Here is a 14,436-nt window from a genome sequence, read left to right on the forward strand (position 1 = left end):
AGCCGCCTGCGTGAGACACGGCTAAAGCAGAAACCGGGTCAGCCGTCCTCAGGCGGCGTCGGCCGCTGCCAGCGCCTGCGCCACCTGCCACTCGATGGCATCCAGATTCGGCAGCAGTGCACTCTGCTCGCCCAGCAGCACGCGCATGTGCACGCCGTCCGGCAGCGCGTCTTCCGAAGCGTCGGCCAACAGTCCGTCGCGCGGCACCGAGATCAGTTGTGGGAACGACGCCGTCAGCAGGGCGAAGTACGGCAGTGCGGGATTGCCGCCCAGCGCCTTCAGCACGATCACCTTGTTGTTCAGCGCCGCAGGCTCGTCGCCCAGGCCGCTGAGGCGCGCGAACGACAGCAGCGGCACTTTCCAGCCGTACCAGTCGATGCGCCCCACCACCCAGCGCGGCATGTCCGGCAACGCTTCGACCGCCACGCGCGACATCACCTCGGCCACCGTGGCGTTGGGCAGCAGCACCCGCTCGTTGCCCGCCTGAATCAGGACGCCGCGGATTTCGTCGTTATTGGCGTAGCTCATCGCACTATTCCGGTCTGAGAGGGAGCGCCCGGCTTACGCCGGCCAACGCTGGGCCAGCGCCTGCGCCAACTGCGCAGGATCGGCGATCAAGATGCCCTGGCGCGCCAGACGGGCGGCAGCGGCGGGGTCATAGCAGCCATCGGCGGACTGACCGGCCAGCCAGGCGCCCTGCCCAGCCAACGCCAGTGCGGCGTCCACCAATGCCTCGTTGGCGCCGCTGAGCATCAGCACGGCGCTATCGGCGGGCGGCAGCGCGGCGATCAGCCCGGCGGGATCGGTCTGCGCCACGAAGGCCAGCCCGCCTTCATGGCGTTGCACACCCACACCGTCGCCCAGCACGTAGACCTTGGCCGGCGCAACCGGCTGCCCGGCTTCGCCCAGTTCGACCGGCAACGCGGACACGCGGCCCATCTGTCGCACCAGGTTGCCGTACTGGCCACCATCGAGGGTCATGCGCACCAGCACGGCGCGCGGAAACTCCGGCGGCAACGCGGCCAACAGCCGACGGATCGCATCCGGCCCACCGATGCCGGCCATCACCAGCACCGCACCGGTCGGCTCGCCGTTCTGCTCCAGCTCCACCAGCGACAATCCGCCCGTGGACAGCGCGGCGACGTCAAGCTCGGCACGCGGGCGTGCCACCACGGTGACCTCGTCGACCAGGCCCCAGGTACTGGAATCGCCCAGGGTCGGCGCTGCGGTTTGCTCGGCGGGCCGGGCGGCATGGGCGAACAAGGCATCGCCCGGCACGCTTTCGAAGGCATGCGCAGCCGCTTCCAGGTGTTGGTCCAGTTGCAGGTCCGAATGCTGCTGCGGTTCCAGCGCCAGGCCCGGCTCGGGCTGCAGCGACGGCTCGCTTTCGGTGCCCGGCGGCAGCACGTCGGCATGCCCGTGCAGCTTGGCGGCCAGGTGGCGCACCCAGCGCTGCGCTTCCCAGCCTTCGCGACGCACGGTGAGCTCGGCTTCGTCGAAGATCACCGTCACCCCGGGCAGGTTGAAGGCCGGCTCCAGGGCTTCGAGCGCGTCTTCGATGGCCGGTTCCAGCGCCACCAGCACCGCCACCGGTTCGGCATCGCGCAAGGTCTGCACGTCCACCGCCGACGGGTCGTCTTCCAGCACGACCTGGGCGCCGGCCGAGGCCAGCGCCTCGCGCAGACGCTCGCGCGCCTGACCGGGCCGGCCCAGCAAGGCCACCGGAGTTCCCATTGCGCCATTAGTCTCGGACACGGGCGATCCCCAGCAGGTCATACACGTTTCGCATCAGATCCAACTCTTGGTAAGGCTTGCCCAGGTAGCGCTGCACACCGATCTCGAAGGCGCGCTGGCGATGTTTCTCGCCACTGCGCGAGGTGATCATCACGATCGGCACCGCCTTGAAGCGTGGATCGGCACGCATCGCGGTGGCCAGCTCGTAGCCGTCCATGCGCGGCATCTCGATATCCAGCAGCATCAGGTCGGGCACGCGCTCTTCGAGCAATTCCAGCGCCTCGACACCGTCGCGTGCGGTGGTGACATCCAGGTTGTGGCGTTCCAGCACGCGGCTGGTGACCTTGCGCATGGTCAGCGAGTCGTCCACCACCATCACCAGCGGCACCTGGCGCTGCGCTTCGGCCGGGGTGTCCAGCGCCGGACGCGCCGGTTGGCTGAGGTAACGACGGACCAGCGGGGCGACGTCCAGGATCACCACCACGCGGCCATCGCCGGTGATGGTGGCGCCGTAGATACCCGGCACCGACGCGATCTGCAGGCCCACCGGCTTGACCACGATTTCGCGGTTGCCCAGCACCTGATCGATCGCCACCGCGGCGCGCAGGTCGCCCGCACGCACCAGCAGCAACGGCACCTGCGCCTGGCCATCGGCACGCGCGGCGGCCTGGCCGACCAGCGAGCCCAGGTCGTGCAGTACGTACTCTTCGCCGGCGTAGTGGTAACCGCCCTCGCCCGACTCGTAACGGCTGCGCGAGATGCGGCCGATACCGCTGACCGACGCCACCGGCACCGCGAAGGTGGTTTCGCCGATCCGCACGAACACCGCCTGGGTGACCGCCAGCGTCTGCGGCAGGCGCAGGGTGAAGGTGACGCCCTGGCCACGCACCGAGTGGATGTCCACCGAGCCGCCGAGCTGGCGCACCTCGTTGCGCACCACGTCCATGCCCACGCCGCGGCCAGCCAGCTGGCTGACCTGCTCGGAGGTGCTGAAGCCGGATGCGAAGATCAGGCCATCGAGTTCGGCCTCGCTCAGCTCCTGGCCCGGTTCGACCAGGCCGCGCTGTTCGCCGCGGCGACGGATCGCGTCGCGGTCCAGCCCGGCGCCGTCGTCGGCCACTTCCAGCACGATTTCCGAGCCTTCGCGGCGCAGACGGATCGCGATGCTGCCTTCTTCCGGCTTGCCCGCCTCGCGGCGTTGCTCGGGCGTTTCCAGCCCGTGCGCCACCGAGTTGCGCAACATGTGTTCCAGCGGCGCGACCATGCGATCGAGCACGTTGCGATCCAGTTCGCCCTGGGTGCCTTCCAGCACCAGGTGCACCTGCTTGCCGGTGTCGCTGGCCGCCTGGCGCACCACACGGCGCAGACGCGGCACCAGGCCATCGAACGGCACCATGCGCGCGCGCATCAGGCCGTCCTGCAGCTCGGAGCTGACGCGCGACTGCTGCTGCAGCAAGCCGTCGTACTGGCGCGAGAGATCTTCCAGCACGCCCTGCAAACCGCCCAAGTCGGCCGCCGATTCGTTCAGCGCGCGGCTGAGCTGCTGCAGGGTGGAGAAGCGGTCCAGTTCCAGCGGATCGAAGGTGCGATCGCCCTGGTCCTGCTCACGCTGATAACGCGCCACGATCTGCGCTTCGGTTTCCAGATCCAGGCGGCGCAACTGGTCGCGCAGACGGGCGTTGGTGCGATCCAGTTCGCCCATGGCGCCGCGGAATGCGCCCAGCTGCTGCTCCAGCCGCGAGCGGTAGATCGCCACTTCGCCGGCGTGGTTGACCAGACGGTCGAGCAGATCGGCGCGCACGCGTACCTGCTCCTGCTGCACGCGCGGCAGGAAGTCTTCTTCGCTCTGGCCTTCGACCGGAATCGGTGCCGACAGCGGAGCCGGTTCCACCGACGCCTTGGCGATCGCACGCACGTCCGCGTCGCTGGGCTCTGCGGCATTGCGGCCACGGGTGCGGGTTTCGAAAGCTTCCACCAGGTCGGTGGGCATCGCCACCGCGCGGTGCATGCCGGTGCGGGTCAGCAACTGATGCAAGCGATCGAAGCCGCGTTCGAACAGACGGACGTCGTCGCGGTCGATGTCGGTGCGATTGGCCGCCACCGCTTCGAGCAGCGATTCGATCGCATGCCCGAGGTCGCCGATGGCGTTGATACCGGCCATGCGCGCGCCGCCCTTGAGCGTATGCAGGTCGCGCTGCAAGCCGTTGAGCACGTCGCGGTCATCCGGCGTCTCGCGCATGCGCGCGATCAGCCCGTCGCTGTGATCCAGCAGATCGCGCCCTTCCTCCACGAAGATGTCGACCAGTTCGCCGTCGAGCTGATCGAAATTGAGCGGACCGATATCGAACGCGGCACCGGCATCGCTGCCGAGGGTGTCGGCACGGGCGGCGTCTGCCACCGGCGCGCTGAGGGCGGCTTCGGCTTCGGCGTCTGCCGGTGCGGCCTCGTGTGCGCCGGCGGGCGCATCGTGGCTTGCGTGCTGCCCGGAATCGGCCTGCTCGGGGTGGTCGGGCGACGTGGCTCGATCGGACCCAGCCATCTCCTCGGCGGATGCAGGTTCGTCCTCGTCCGCTGCATCGGCCTCGCTGGACGCGACCGGCCCGGCATGCAACGCCGGCGCAGTCTCCGATTGCGGATCGCCAGCCTCTTCCACCTGATCGGCCGCGTGCGCCATTTCGAACGCCTGCACCGATTCGATGGTGTGTTCCGACGAGGCCTGCTCCGCAGGCACATCCGCGTCGGCCTGCTCGGCCTCTGCGTGCACGGCCTGCGCATGCGCGATATCCGTCTGCGCGGCATCGGCGGCAGAGTCGGCGCCAGCGACGTGATCGTGCGACGGCGCGACAGTTTCCTCCTGCGCGCTGGCCTCTGCCTGCTCGCTGGGTACGCTGTACGCATCGGAGTGCGAAGGCACGACCAGGCCTGCGTCCTGTTGCGATTGCGCTTCCTGTTGCGGATGCGCGAGCGTTTCGGCGTCCGCACTCTCGTCCGGCTGCGCGGCCGCATGCGTCTGCTGCTGCGCGTCGGCGTCGTGCGTCAGTGCAGGCTCGTCCTGCTCGCCGTACGTGGTTTGCTCGGCAGCGTGCCCGGCATCTTCCGGCGTGCCCGCAGCGGGCGCAGACGACGGCACGGCGTACGCGTCGTCGTCCTGATCGGTCGACGGGTGATCCAGCGCCGCCGTTTCCGGCATCCAGTCTTCGGCGATCGCAGCAGGTGCCTCCTCGGCCACCGGAGCCTGCGCCTGCGCCGCTTCCAGCGCGTCGATGCTTTCGACCGTGGCTTCGTCGGCAACCGCGCCGGCGGCGTCCGCACTGGCGAGCGTCTGCGTGGGCCCAAGCGCGGCTTCCGCGTCGGCCAGTTCGTCCACTGCCACGCTGTCGTGCGCAGCCACGGCGATGTCCGTCGCCTCCGCGGGCGTGTCGCTCGCCGCCGCATCATCCGCAGCGAAGGAGGAAACGTCGTCGGGCGCGGCATGCTCCTGCGTCGAAGCCGGCTCGGCCAAGGCATGCGCTGCCTCATGCGATGCCGCATCGGCACTGCCGGCATGCTGCAGTCCGGCAGCGTCCCAGGCGTCGGCCTCGACCGCCGGCTCATCGGCCAGCATGTCGTGCGCGATGTCGTGCTGGTCGACGGCTGCGGCGTCGACAGCCGCGGCGTCGCCCTGCACGGCAGCCGCCTGATCGGAATCGGCGGCCTCGTCGAACGCCGTCTCTGCGCCGTCCACCCGCGCCGTCGACACGTCCTGCGACGGCATCTCTTCGTCGCCCGGGGCGGGCGCCTGCAAGGCGTGGTTGGCGTCTTCGCCAGCCTCGGCGTCGGCCAGCTCGTCCACCGCGATCGGTGCCTCGGCAGCTGCGTCGATGTCGGCGTCGGCGGTGTGCGGATGCTCTGCCGGTGCGCTGGCGTCGGACGGCAGTGCAGCGGCGTCCAGATACCGCGACAAGTCTTCCACGCCGGTCAGTTCCACCGTCGCGTCGCGACCGGCAACCTCGTCGCTCACCGCGTCGGCATCGTCCAGCTCGTCCAGGAACGCCTGTGGAGGCCACTGCGCTTCCGGCAGCGTGTCCACCAGGGCGCGCAGGCGTTCGGTCAACGGTGCGAACGACGGGATCAACGGCGCCTCGGCACGCAGCGCGGTCACCGTAGCGGCGATCGCCGCGGAAGTGGCCGCGATGGCATCGACACCGTCGGCGCTCGGCTTGACCGACGCCGCGAGCAGGCGTTTGACATAACTCTCGGCCGGCGTGGTCACCAGGGTGATTTCCGGCACGTCGGTCATCGCGAACGCGCCGCTCATGGTGTGCACGGCCCGCAGCAGCTCTTCGCTGGCCAGCTGCGGCTCGGCCTGACTGGTCTGCAGCCAGGCGTTGACCGTTTCCAGATGCGTGGCGACTTCCGCTTCGAGAATTTCGCGCAGCACGCTATCCACCGAGGCCGGCGTTCCGCCGCTGGGCGCCACCGTACCGGCGGCGACAGGTGTGGCCACCGCACTCGGCGCGGCGCTGGCCGCTGCAGCCACGTAATAGGCCTCCTCGCCGCTGGCCACGCGCTCGGCGACGGCCTGGATTTCCGGCAGATCGGCGTCGATCCGGCCCTGCTCGCGCAGGGCGGCATTGAACTGGGGCAGTACCTCGTACGCCAGCTCGACCATCGCCACCACCGCCGGACTGGCGGGGCGCGAGTTGTCGAGCACGCGATTGAGCATGCTTTCGATCTTCCAGCTGAACTCGCCCAGCACGCTGGCGCCGACCAGGCGACCGCTGCCCTTCAGGGTGTGGAACACGCGGCGGATCGGGCGCAGGTTGTCCAGGCTGTGCGGGGCGGCGCGCCAGACCGGCAACAGCTGCCCGAGGTTGACCAGTTCTTCGTCGAATTCCTCGAGGAAGACCTCGCGGATGTCGTCGTCGATGTCGCTGTCGCCGAAGCCGCCGAAGATGCCGGCCTCGACCGCCGGCTGCGGTGCGCTGGCGGCCTGCGCCGGCACCGGGCCGGCCACGTCCTGCTGACCACCGGCCGAGGCATGCGGGCGCTCGGTATCGAACTGCGCGGCGGCCGCGTCGAGATCGGCCAGGAACGCCGCCGACGCGTCGTCCAGCTCGAACGCGCTGACCACGGCCTGCTGCACGCGCGGCGTGCTCTGCTCGGCAGGCGCGTCGACCGGTGCATCGGCAGACCCAGGCGCGGTGTCCACGAACGGACCATCCGGTTCCTGCGGCGGAGCCGGCGGCGGCGAGAACGCATCCTCGATGCTGCTCTGCGCGCGGCGTGCGTCGTTCTCGGCGATGAAGTCCAGCGGCGCGCCGGCCTGATCCGCATCGTCGGGAAGCACGATCTGTTCGATCGTCGGCGGCGCCTGCTGATCGGCGATCATCGGCGTGGCCGCGTGTTCCTGCTCCAGCGCGCTCAGATCCACGGTGTAACTGACCTGCGCGGCCTCGCTGGCGCCATGGCCATCCTGCTCGGCCGAGACCGGATCGAACGCAGACGCAGCGATCGGCGCGGCCTGTGCGGTGGTTTCCAGCTGCCAATCGCCGGGGGCCTGCGCGCCATCGTCGGACAGCTCCAGCGGCGCAACCGTAAACGGCACGTGCGCCTGACCGGAGAGGGTCTCCTCGGCGGCGACCGGGTCGAACGAAAACGCGGTATCGGTCGCAGCCGCGCCGGTGTCGTGCACCGCGCTGGCCGCGAACGGCGCTTCCACCACCGTCTGGTTGGCCCATTCCACAGCCGGGGCAGCCAGTGCTTCGTTGGCGGCGGCGCCAGCCACGCCGGCAGCCGCCTGAGCGGGCGAGGCGATGGCCGGCGACAGCTCGGCGATGACGCCGGGCTGATCGGTGCCTACCGGCAATTCGGACGGCTGCCCGGACGGCAACGGCCAATAGCGCAGCGTTTCCAGGCTGTTGCGGGTGATGTCCAGGATCTCTTCGCGGCCGGGGCGGCGTTCGCGCAGGGCTTCCAGGTAGTACTCCAGGCTGGCCATCGCATCGGCCAGCGTGTCCAGCTGACGCCCGCTGGGCACGCGTCGTTTGCCGATCAGTTCCAGATCGACATAACGGCGCACGCCTTCCAGGTAGTCGGCCGCCTGCGGCAGTTCGAGGATGCGCAACGCACCGCCGACTTCGCCCAGCAGATGCGGCACCTCGGCCAGCCGGGAATGATCCCAGTTGGTTTCGATGAAGGCCACGAAGTGTTCGCGCGCCGTGCCGAAGTTGGCGATCGCTTCCTGCGCCAGCACGTCCACCGTGCGCCGCACTTCCGAGGAATTGGCGCTGTTGCTGGCTTCGTCGCCGTCGCCGACATCGGCGCCGAGGCTGGCGACCTGATCGTCCAGCGAGGCATCCACGTACAGCAGCGCGCCGGCGATATCCAGCAGCACGCTTTCGTCCATCTGCACCTGGCCATCGACCACCCGCGCCAGCGCATCGCGTTGCTGCACGACGACGTTGCGGGCCACGCCCAGGCCCATCATGCCGAGGGTGTCGGCGACGCTGGTGAGGTCCTTGACCTGGGTCTGCAGCTCGGCGATCTCGCCGCCCGTGCGCAGGTGCAGGTCCAGCGCGTCCTTGACGCGCAACAATTCTTCCTTCACCGCGCTGCCGACGGTATCGAGCAGTTCGCGATTGCGCCCGCTCAGGCTGCCGCGCGCGTGATCCAGCTCGGCCTGGGTGGCCGCAGCGGCCTGCGGGTCGATCGCGAACAGCACGCTCTCGCTCAGGCCCGGCTGCCCGCGGGTGGCGCGGATTTCGTTGAGCAGCGGCAGCAGCACGATCGGAATGTCGCGATGGCCGTTCTGCAGGCGCTCCAGGTAATCGGGCAGCAGCACGGTGCCGCGCATCAGCATAGCGCAGGCCTCGTCGCGATCGGCGACCTCGCCGGCCTGCACGGCCTGGGCCAGCAGTTCCAGCTCTTCGGCCACCATCGCCGGAGCATACAGCTCGACCATGCGCAAGGTGCCCTGCACCTGGTGCAGGTAACCGGCGCAGAAACGCATCCGGCTGGTGTCGGACGGTTCTTCGGCGAAGTACTCGATCTCGTTGCGCGCCTGGCGCAAGGTCTCGTCCAGCTCCGGCTTGACCCAGCCCAGCGCGGCGTGGCTCATCGCATCGCGAAGCGCACTCATTGCAGCCCCCTGACTACGGCCGGTCCACCACTTGCGCGGCCACCGGTCACTTCCTGCATCGACGTAATGCGACTACGCGCCATCTGCTGATCCTTTCCCGTTCCGCGTCGTGGTCACGCCGGCAGCTTGAAGTCGGCGACCGAACGGCGCAGATCGGCAGCGAGCTGAGCCAGGTTGCCGATCGACTCGGCCGTCTGTTCCGCACCCTGCGATGTCTGGCTGGTGATCTGACGGATCACGCCCATGGTCTGTGTGATGTCCGTCGCCGCGGCAGACTGCTGGTGCGCGGCGATGGAGATGTTCTTGATCAGGTTGTTCAAGGCGTTGGACACGCGCTCGATTTCGGTCAGCGCGGTGCCGGCGTCTTCGGCCAGGCGTGCACCGGACACCACTTCGGAGGTGGTCTGCTCCATCGAGCTGACCGCTTCGTTGGTATCGGCCTGAATGGTCTGCACCAGGCCTTCGATCCGCCGGGTCGCACCGGAGGTACGTTCGGCCAGGCGCTGCACTTCGTCGGCCACCACCGCGAAACCGCGACCGGCCTCGCCCGCCGAGGCGGCCTGCACCGCGGCGTTGAGCGCCAGGATGTTGGTCTGCTCGGAAATGTCGTTGATCAGTTCCACGATCGAGCCGATCTCCTGCGAGGACTCGCCCAGGCGCTTGATGCGCTTGGAGGTTTCCTGGATCTGGTCGCGGATCTGGTCCATGCCCTGGATCGTCTCGCGCACCACGCCCGCGCCTTCGGCGGCGATCACCACCGAGCGCTGCGCCACTTCGGCCGACTCGGTGGAGTTGCGCGACACCTGTTCGATGCTGGCCGCGATTTCGCTGATGCGCTCGGAGGCCGTGGTGATCTGGTTGGCCTGCTGGCCGGCCGCTTCGGCCAGCTGCATCGCGGTGGCCTGGGTTTCCTGGGTCGACACGGCCACCTTGGCCGAGGTGTCGTTGATGGTGGTCACCAGGTGGCGCAGCTCGTCCACGGCGTAGTTGATCGCGTCGGCGATGGCACCGGTCATGTCCTCGGTCACCGAGGCCTTCACGGTCAGGTCGCCTTCGCCGAGCGAGCTGATTTCATCCAGCAAGCGCATGATCGCCTGCTGGTTGCGGCTGTTGAATTCCACCTGCGCCTGGTAGCGCACGTCCTGCTCGCGGGTGCGTACCCGCACCGAGCTCCAGACAAAGCCAATGATCGCCAGCAGCGCCAGCAGGCCGGACACCACGCCCAGCCAGAAGTTCGGAAACAGCCGGGTGTCACGCGCCGAACCGAACGCGGAGAACGCGTCGAACAGCTTCTTGCTGTCGTCGAGCATCTTGCCGGAGCCGGCGGTCAGCGCCGCCGCCGAGGACTGCGCCGCGAACAGGTTGCGCGAGCTGGCCAGGATGGCGTCGATGTCCTTCTTCATCGTCGCCCACTGCGTCTGCGACTGCTCCAGCGCCGCCAGCGCAGCCGGATTGCGAACGGCGGCGATGCCGAGCTCGTCGTTGCCTGCGCGCAGGCCTTCCAGCATCTGCGTGAACACCACCGAGTCGCGCGCCAGCGCATCGCCAGAGGCGGCGGCGTTGGCGCCGCCGGCGCGCATTTCGGTGACGCGGCGGGCCATGGTGCCGGCCACCACCACCTGCTGCAGCGTGTTGTAGATCTGCGAAGCGGGCGCGCCGCTGGCGGTCATCGCGCGCACCACTTCGTTCAACTGCGCCTGCAGCTGCGGCACGCTGCCGGAGAACCGTTCGGCATTGCCGGCCAGGCCGAGCACTGCCGTCTCGCTGGCGATGACCTGTTCGGCGTTCTTGCCCAGCGGCACCCAGGTCGCCTTGAGCTGCGCCATCGGGCCGGCCACCGAGCCTTCCTTGCCGAAGCGGCCATCCAGTTCACTGACCGTGCTGTCGATGCGGGCCTTGGTGTCCTTGAATGCGGCAAACGCCTTCGTATCGCCCGAGACCGCTTCGCGGCCCTGGTTGGCCAGCTGTTGCGAGAGCACCTGCAGGTCGGCGGCGCCGGTGCCGGCGCCGGCAAGCCGGCTGCCCTGCCAGGTGGCGACGCCGGTATTGGCGCCGAACACGATCATCGACAACACCAGCAGGCCAAGCCAGAAGCTGGTACTGACGCTGCCGAGCTTGTTGGTCTTGCGGGCGTCCGGGGCGGTACTCATGGTTCGACCTCGATCTGTATGACGTGGCGGCTTGCGGATTAGGCCGCGGCCTGCCGGAATTCAGGAGTGCGCGACAGCAACGCCAGGGAGAACACACCCCAGTCCTGCGTCTCGTTGCGGAAGGCACGGTCGATGAAGTGCGCGTAGCGGCCTTGCGCCAGCTCGCCGGGCTCGACCGCCTGGGCCTGTTCGAAGCTGCGCTGGCCGTAGAGCTCGTCGATGGTCAGCGCAACGTCGCCGCCGCTCTGGCGCATGATCAGCACGCGCTGGCCTTCCTGCAGCACCGTGCGCCGGCCTTCCAGGAACTGCTTCAGATCGATCACCGGAAACAGGTTGCCGCGCAGGTTGCCCACGCCCAGCAGCCAGGGCTGGGCGCCCGGCACCGGCGTCACTGGCGGCATCGGCACGATTTCCGCCACTTCGCGGAAATCCGAAACCAGCCGCCGGGTGCCGACGCGATAGCCGACGCCACGCCAGATGTCTGCCGAGAACTGGCGTTCCGGCAGCGGCGTGGCGTGCGCGAGACTACGCCGTTCGTAGTCTTCGAGAATGTCGAATGGAGAGCGCATCAACGCACCAGTTGTTTGATGCGCGCGAGCAGATCGTCTTCGCGCGGCGGCTTGACGATGTAGTCGCTGGCACCTTGTCGCAGACCCCAGGCCTTGTCGGTTTCCATGCCCTTGGTGCTGACCAGCAACACCGGGATGTCCTTGGTGGCCTGGTCGCGTGCGAGCGCACGCGTGGCCTGAAAGCCGCTCATGCCGGGCAACACCACGTCCATCAGCACCAGATCGGGCGCCTGGCTGCGCACCAGCTCCAGTCCTTCTTCGGCGTTATCGGTGGCGACCACCGTGTGGCCGGCTTTTTCCAGCCATTGACTGAAGACTGCCCGATCGGTGGGCGAGTCCTCGATCAATACAATTCGAGCCATGTTGCCTTTCCCCCTGGTCAGGCGTGGACGTACGTGCGGATCGCGCTCAGTAATTCTTCACGAGTGAATGGCTTGGTCAGATACTGCTCGGAGCCGACGATGCGGCCGCGAGCCTTGTCGAACAGGCCATCCTTGGACGACAACATGATCACCGGCGTCGATTTGAAGAGCTGGTTGCCCTTGATCAACGCGCACGTCTGGTACCCATCCAGGCGCGGCATCATGATGTCGACGAAAATGATCTGAGGTTGCTGGTCGGCGATCTTGGCCAGTGCCTCGAAACCATCGGTCGCTGTCACCACTTCACAGCCTTCCCGCTTCAACAGCGTCTCGGCGGTGCGGCGAATGGTCTTCGAATCGTCGATGACCATCACCTTCAGTCCTGCGAGTTCCCCACCCGCAGCCATGTTTTCACTCATGCAAATATCCCCGGGCGCGCGACGCTTCTATCCCTTCTGACGTCGCTACGAAACTGCATGTATATCCCAAGACCCGCATTGACTGTCAAGGGCGCCTTGCCGGGCCCCCGCCAGGCGGACGTTCCGACCGCGCCTGGGTGCGTCGAAACCGGCAAGTCGCGCATCTGCGACCGGGCCGGGCGCGCCATCGCCCACCGCTTGAAGTTACCATCGGCAGCCTGTTCGAAAGGTTTAGCCCCATGTCGCTCGACGTCGTCGTGGTGATGGATCCCATCGCCTCCATCAAGATCGCCAAAGACACCACCTTCGCCATGCTGCTGGAAGCCCAGCGCCGCGGCCACCGCCTGCATTACGTGCGCCCGGGCGGGCTGAGCCTGCGCGAAGGCCGCGCGGTAGCGCAGGTCGCGCCGTTGAGCGTGCGTGACGACAAGAGCGGCTGGTTCACCCTGGGCGAGTTCGCCGAGCTGGCATTCGGACCGGGCCAGGTGGTGCTGATGCGCAAGGATCCGCCCGTGGACGCGGAGTTCGTCTACGACACCCAGGTGCTGAGCGCCGCCCAGCGCGCCGGCGCGCAGATCGTCAACGACCCGCAGGGTCTGCGCGACTACAACGAGAAGCTGGCCGCGCTGCTGTTCCCGCAGTGCTGCCCGCCCACCCTGGTCAGCCGCGACGCGGCCGCGCTCAAGGCCTTCGTGCTCGAGCACGGCCAGGCCGTACTCAAGCCGCTGGACGGCATGGGCGGGCGCTCGATCTTCCGCAGCGGCACCGGCGACCCCAACCTCAACGTGATCCTGGAGACGCTGACCGACGGCAACCGCAAGCTGACCCTGGCGCAGCGCTTCATCCCCGACATCACTGCCGGCGACAAGCGCATCCTGCTGGTGGACGGCGTGCCGGTGGACTATTGCCTGGCGCGCATCCCGCAGGGCGACGAGTTCCGCGGCAACCTGGCCGCCGGCGGCCGCGGCGAAGGCCGCCCGCTGTCCGAGCGCGACCGCTGGATCGCCGCGCAGGTGGGCCCGGAAATGCGCCGCCGCGGCATGCGCTTCGTCGGTCTGGACGTGATCGGCGACTATCTGACCGAAGTCAACGTGACCAGCCCCACCTGCGTGCGCGAGCTGGACGCGCAGTTCGGGCTGAACATCGCCGGGCTGCTGTTCGATGCGATCGAGGCCGGCACGCCGCAATGAGCACGGCCGCAGCCCTGCCGGCACCGCTGGACGAGCGCCGGCGGCTGACCACCACGCTGGTGATCTCGCTGTTGCTGCATGGCGCGCTGATCCTGGGCGTGGGCTTTGCGGTCAGCGAGGATGCGCCGCTGGTGCCGACCCTGGACGTGATCTTCAGCCAGACCAGCACCCCGTTGACGCCCAAGCAGGCCGACTTCCTGGCCCAGGCCAACCAGCAGGGCGGCGGCGACCACGCCACCGCCCAGCGCCCGCGCGACAGCCAGCCCGGCGTGGTGCCACAAGACCGCACCGGGCTGGCGCCGCAGGCGCAGCGCGCCACCAGCGTGCAGGCCCCCGCACCGACCCAGACCCGGGTGGTGAGCAGCCGCCGCGGCGAACAGGCCATGCCGATCCCACAACCGGATCCGCAGACCGACCCGCTCACTCCGGCCGATGCGCAACGCATCCAGCGCGATGCGGAGATGGCGCGGCTGGCCGCCGAGGTGCACCTGCGCTCGGAGCAGTACGCCAAGCGGCCGAACCGCAAGTTCGTTTCCGCCAGCACCCGCGAGTACGCCTATGCCAACTATCTGCGCGCTTGGGTGGACCGCGCCGAGCGCGTGGGCAATCTTAACTATCCCGACGACGCGCGCCGGCGCCGGCTGGGTGGCAAGGTGGTCATCAGCGTGGGCGTGCGCCGCGATGGCAGCGTGGAAAGCAGCCGCGTGCTGATTTCCAGCGGCGTCCCGGCGCTGGACGCTGCGGCGCTGCGCGTGGTGGAGCTGGCTCAGCCGTTCCCGCCGTTGCCCCGCACCAAGGACGACGTGGACATTCTCGAAGTCACGCGGACCTGGCTGTTCCTGCCCGGCGGCGAGCTGCACGACGACCGCTGACACCGCTTCAGCGCTGGCCA

At 68.7% G+C, this 14,436-nt stretch carries 9 protein-coding genes; 2 read left to right on the forward strand and 7 right to left on the reverse strand.

Features of this window, described 5'->3' with window-relative positions; all coding sequences use genetic code 11:
• Positions 1 to 48 precede the first annotated feature (48 nt).
• The 7 genes from LL964_RS08535 to pilG form a co-directional block, all read right to left on the reverse strand.
• Positions 49 to 528, reverse strand: coding sequence for a chemotaxis protein CheW (locus tag LL964_RS08535; protein WP_104586553.1), 480 nt, complete (start codon positions 526 to 528; stop codon positions 49 to 51).
• Between the two features lie 33 nt (positions 529 to 561).
• Positions 562 to 1,734 carry a chemotaxis protein CheB gene (locus LL964_RS08540; protein WP_104586554.1) on the reverse strand — a complete coding sequence of 391 codons (1,173 nt, stop codon included), beginning with the start codon at positions 1,732 to 1,734 and terminating at the stop codon, positions 562 to 564.
• Positions 1,735 to 1,741: 7 nt separating this feature from the next.
• Entirely contained in the window at positions 1,742 to 8,854 is a 7,113-nt protein-coding gene (locus LL964_RS08545; RefSeq protein ID WP_104586555.1) for an Hpt domain-containing protein, read from the reverse strand.
• A gap of 113 nt (positions 8,855 to 8,967) precedes the next feature.
• Positions 8,968 to 11,004: a methyl-accepting chemotaxis protein gene (locus LL964_RS08550; RefSeq protein WP_104586556.1), complete on the reverse strand. Its 2,037-nt coding sequence runs from the start codon at positions 11,002 to 11,004 to the stop codon at positions 8,968 to 8,970.
• Between the two features lie 38 nt (positions 11,005 to 11,042).
• The gene (locus LL964_RS08555; protein ID WP_014508568.1) at positions 11,043 to 11,573 is read right to left on the reverse strand and encodes a chemotaxis protein CheW; all 531 of its coding nucleotides are present in this window, start codon (positions 11,571 to 11,573) and stop codon (positions 11,043 to 11,045) included.
• Complete coding sequence (locus tag LL964_RS08560) at positions 11,573 to 11,935, reverse strand: response regulator (RefSeq protein ID WP_104586557.1); 363 nt, start codon at positions 11,933 to 11,935, stop codon at positions 11,573 to 11,575. Before LL964_RS08560 ends, LL964_RS08555 begins: the two co-directional genes overlap by 1 nt.
• 17 nt (positions 11,936 to 11,952) lie before the next feature.
• Positions 11,953 to 12,354 carry a twitching motility response regulator PilG gene (gene pilG, locus LL964_RS08565; RefSeq protein ID WP_104586558.1) on the reverse strand — a complete coding sequence of 134 codons (402 nt, stop codon included), beginning with the start codon at positions 12,352 to 12,354 and terminating at the stop codon, positions 11,953 to 11,955.
• Positions 12,355 to 12,593: 239 nt separating this feature from the next.
• Between pilG and gshB the strand changes: the two genes are divergently transcribed.
• Together gshB and LL964_RS08575 are read left to right on the forward strand one after the other, a co-directional pair.
• The gene (gene gshB / locus LL964_RS08570; RefSeq protein ID WP_104586559.1) at positions 12,594 to 13,544 is read left to right on the forward strand and encodes a glutathione synthase; all 951 of its coding nucleotides are present in this window, start codon (positions 12,594 to 12,596) and stop codon (positions 13,542 to 13,544) included.
• Entirely contained in the window at positions 13,541 to 14,416 is an 876-nt protein-coding gene (locus tag LL964_RS08575) for an energy transducer TonB (protein ID WP_104586560.1), read from the forward strand. The genes gshB and LL964_RS08575 overlap by 4 nt, the downstream gene beginning before the upstream one ends.
• The last annotated feature ends 20 nt before the right edge of the window (positions 14,417 to 14,436 follow it).

Source organism: Xanthomonas melonis, assembly GCF_020783655.1.
Classification (GTDB): domain Bacteria; phylum Pseudomonadota; class Gammaproteobacteria; order Xanthomonadales; family Xanthomonadaceae; genus Xanthomonas; species Xanthomonas melonis.

What these genes read in the sequence shown, in the direction of transcription:
- LL964_RS08535 (WP_104586553.1), bottom strand. Translation starts at nt 528, where the DNA reads ATGAGCTACGCCAATAACGACGAAATCCGCGGCGTCCTGATTCAGGCG.
- LL964_RS08560 (WP_104586557.1), bottom strand. Translation starts at nt 11,935, where the DNA reads ATGGCTCGAATTGTATTGATCGAGGACTCGCCCACCGATCGGGCAGTC.
- LL964_RS08545 (WP_104586555.1), bottom strand. Translation starts at nt 8,854, where the DNA reads ATGAGTGCGCTTCGCGATGCGATGAGCCACGCCGCGCTGGGCTGGGTC.
- LL964_RS08555 (WP_014508568.1), bottom strand. Translation starts at nt 11,573, where the DNA reads ATGCGCTCTCCATTCGACATTCTCGAAGACTACGAACGGCGTAGTCTC.
- LL964_RS08575 (WP_104586560.1), top strand. Translation starts at nt 13,541, where the DNA reads ATGAGCACGGCCGCAGCCCTGCCGGCACCGCTGGACGAGCGCCGGCGG.
- pilG (WP_104586558.1), bottom strand. Translation starts at nt 12,354, where the DNA reads ATGAGTGAAAACATGGCTGCGGGTGGGGAACTCGCAGGACTGAAGGTG.
- LL964_RS08550 (WP_104586556.1), bottom strand. Translation starts at nt 11,004, where the DNA reads ATGAGTACCGCCCCGGACGCCCGCAAGACCAACAAGCTCGGCAGCGTC.
- gshB (WP_104586559.1), top strand. Translation starts at nt 12,594, where the DNA reads ATGTCGCTCGACGTCGTCGTGGTGATGGATCCCATCGCCTCCATCAAG.
- LL964_RS08540 (WP_104586554.1), bottom strand. Translation starts at nt 1,734, where the DNA reads ATGGGAACTCCGGTGGCCTTGCTGGGCCGGCCCGGTCAGGCGCGCGAG.